The sequence below is a fragment of the Frankia sp. CeRuru1 genome (assembly GCF_977966315.1).
Genome location: NZ_CDWWEW010000478.1, coordinates 1 through 3384, shown reverse-complemented (window position 1 = coordinate 3384; position 3384 = coordinate 1). Strand labels below are relative to the sequence as shown.

The following is a 3384-nucleotide window of genomic DNA, read 5'->3' as shown; positions in this document are numbered from 1 at the left end:
TCCTGGGCGCGCCCAGCGTTCCCACGGGCCTGCGGGAGTGCGCCGGGTGCGGCGCGCCCGTGGCCCGGCCGGGCCAGGACGAGCAGGACGAGCAGGACGAGAGCGTCGCCCTGGAGGGCAGCTGCGCGGGATGCGGCCACCGCTACTCGTTCACCGTCAAGCTGCGACCGGGCGAACGGGTCGGCCGCTACACCGTGCACGGCGTCATCGCGCACGGCGGGCTCGGCTGGGTATATGCCGCGACCGACGACAACCTCGGCAGCGACGACGTGCAGGCCTGGGTGGTGCTCAAGGGCCTGCTCGACGCGGCGAACCCGGAGGCGCGTCGGATCGCCGAGGGAGAGCGGCGCATCCTGACCACGGTGTCCCATCCGGGCATCGTCAAGATCCTCGACTATGTCACCCACCATGGCGAGGACTACATCGTCATGGAGTACGTGCCGGGGGTGTCCCTGGCCGGCCTGGCCGAGGTCGGGGTGGCGGGACCGGACGGGCGGTCGGCTCCGCCGTCGGCCGCCGATGTGATCCGCTACCTGCTGCGGGTGCTTCCGGCCCTCGGGCATCTGCATCGCCTCGGGCTGGTCTACTGCGACCTGAAACCGGAAAACGTGATGGTCACCGCCGAGGACGTCAAACTGATCGACCTCGGCGGGGCGCGCCGGCTCGACGACCGCGTGTCGGGATACCTGTCCACGCCCGGCTACCGGGCCCCCGAACTCGACGACGACGGGGAACGCCCGGCGGGCATCGCGCGCACCGCGCCCACGGTCACCACCGACATCTTCGCCGTCGCCCGGACCCTGGCCCGTCTCGTCCTCGGCCGGTTCCCGGGCTTCCTCGGCGCCTACCGGCACACCCTGCCGCCGCGCCGGGCCCATGCCCCGTTGCGGGACTTCGAATCCCTGGATCGGCTCCTGCGCCGGGCCACCGCGACCGATCCCGACCAGCGCTTCCAGAGCACCACGGAGCTCGCCGACGAACTGGTGGGGGTGCTCTACGAGATCGTGGCCAGAACGGAGGGGCCGGTCCCCCCGTTGGCCAGCCGGTGGTTCGACGCCGTCGGGCATCCCACCGGGGAGGCGGGGCCCGCCGGGAGCCCCGCATGGTGGGAGGTCCTCCCCGATCTGCGCATCGACCAGGACGATCCATGGGCGCCCGGACTGACCGCCGGTTCGGACGAGGAACCGGCCTCCCTGGCCACCCGGCTGGCGGCGATCGTCCCGAGGACCACCGAGGTGCGGCTATCCCTGGCCCGCGCCCAGATCCGGGCCGGGCAGCTCCATGAGGCGGCGGGCACTCTGGACGACGCGGCCGCGGAGCAGCCGCGGGAATGGCGGGTCGACTGGTACCGGGGTCTGCACGCCCTCGTCGGACGACAACCGGCCGTGGCCGCCGCGGCGTTCGACCGGGTCTACTCCCGGGTCCCCGGGGAGCTCGCTCCGCGCCTCGCCCTCGCGACCGCACTCGCGGACGTGGCGACCACCACGGGCACCGCGACCACCGCGGGCACCGCGGGCACCACGGGCACCACGGGCACCGCGCCTGAACGTGACGCGGCCCGGCACCGGGCCGCAGCCCTGTTCGACGTCGTCTCCACCATCGATCCGAGCACGACCAGCGCGGCGTTCGGGCTGGCCCGATGCCGGACCGATCCGGCCGACAAGATCGACGCTTATCTACGGATCCCTCCGTCGTCCGCCGCCTACACCGCGTCGCGGATCCGCATGATCGGGGTGCTCGTCGGCCGGGCCACCCGACCAGACCGCGCGGCCTCGGGATCGGCGGCCCTGCACCGGGCGGCGACGATACTGGCCGATCCAAGGCTCGACCTGGGCGAACGACGCCGGGCCGAACTGCACCGTGACCTGTTCACCGCCGCCCTGGCCCTCGTCACGACCTACCCGGCCGCCTACCCGGCCGCGGATGCGCCCCGGCCACCGACCCTGCTCGGTCGGGTCATGGTGGAACGGGACCTCCGCTTCGGACTGGCCGAGACCTACCGGGAGATGGCCCGGTTGGCCGGTGACCGGGCCAGCCGGGTCCGCCTCGTCGACCAGGCGAACCGCATCCGTCCCCGCACGCTGCTCTGACGTTGACATCCTTGCTCAGCCAGCTTCTTTGCTCAGCCGTAGCTTCCTTGCTCATAGGCACTGAGCTGCGGTGCGCAGGTGGTCAAGCAGGTCGTCGACGAGTTGCTGGGGACTCGCGTGACCCTTCCCGTCAGCGGCGAGATGCCCCGCCAGGGCAAGGTCGGCAGCCCCGTGCGCGAGTGCCCGCACGAGAGATGCCACGCGCACCGGGTCACCTGCGGGCAACGCACCAAGCTGTTGGGCCGCGGTGACGGTATCGACGAGCATGGTCTGCGCGGCGTGGGCCGCTGTCAGGCCGCAGTGCTCAGCTCCCGCGAGTCGATCGACCAGGCGCCAAATACCAGCCTGAAGCGTGCCGGGTACTCCAGGGCCCAGGTGATGTACCCGGGCTTCGCCTGGCCCGCCTGGCCCGCCTGGCCCGCCGGTTCACGGCCCGCCGGTTCACGGCCCGGTCAGGGACGGCCGCCGTCGAGCAGCGGGGGGCGGCCGGGTACGCGTAGGCCCGGTCGCAGCCACTCGTCGTACAGGCGGGACCAGGTTCCGTCGAGCATGATCTCGCGAAGCACGCCGTTGACGAACGCGACGAACTCGTCGTCTCCCGCCGTGTCCCCGGTGATCGGCATGGCGATACCGTAGGGCTCGTCGAGCCAGCCGCCGGCTTCGGAGCCCGCGCCGAAGGCGCTCGGCCCGAGCACCGTCGTGTCGGGGTCCTGGGCGGCTAGCCCGGCGAGGAGGACATCGTCGCCGGCGATCGCGTCGACGTCACCGTGCTGGAGCGCGACCAGGCAGTCGGCGATGCGGGCCCGGGTCACCGGTCGGGGTCCCGGCGCCGGCAGCTGCGCCAGCTTCTCGCTGGACGTGCTCCCCGCCGACGAGCAGACCGGTCGTCGGACGAGATCGGCGATACCGCGGAACCCGGCGTTCTCCCGGACCAGCAACCGCAGAGTCGACTCGTAGTACACGTCGGAGAACCGGACCTGCCGCTTGCGCTCGCAGGTGATGGTCATGGTGGCCACGAGCATGTCGACCATGCCGGAACGGAGCAGGTCCTCCCGCTCGGAGGTGGTGACGGCACGGAACTGGACATGATTGTCGACCCGCTCGGCGCCGAAGATGGCCGCGGCGACCGCGCGGGCTATGCCGACGTCGAACCCCTCCAGTCGCAAGGTGCGCCAGTTCATCAACCCGGCCGGGGGCGCGTCGGTGGCGATGCCCACGCGCAGGTAGCCGCGGTCCTGCGCGATCGCGCGCAGGCGGCTGCCCACCGGCATCCGGCCGGGGGGAGGCATCGGGG

General features: G+C 72.5%; 3 protein-coding genes. 1 reads left to right on the top strand and 2 read right to left on the bottom strand.

The annotated features are described in order from the left end of the window. A partial coding sequence (locus AC08OP_RS23025; RefSeq protein WP_476616084.1) for a serine/threonine-protein kinase occupies nt 1-2090 on the top strand: 2090 nt, incomplete at its 5' end. Nucleotides 2091-2141: 51 nt separating this feature from the next. Here AC08OP_RS23025 and AC08OP_RS23020 read toward each other — a convergent pair. Both AC08OP_RS23020 and AC08OP_RS23015 read right to left on the bottom strand, forming a co-directional pair. Beyond that, nucleotides 2142-2357, bottom strand: coding sequence for a hypothetical protein (locus AC08OP_RS23020; protein ID WP_476616083.1), 216 nt, complete (start codon nt 2355-2357; stop codon nt 2142-2144). 185 nt (nt 2358-2542) lie between these two features. After that, nucleotides 2543-3384: glutamate ABC transporter substrate-binding protein (locus AC08OP_RS23015; protein WP_476616082.1), on the bottom strand; the 842-nt coding region annotated here is incomplete at its 5' end.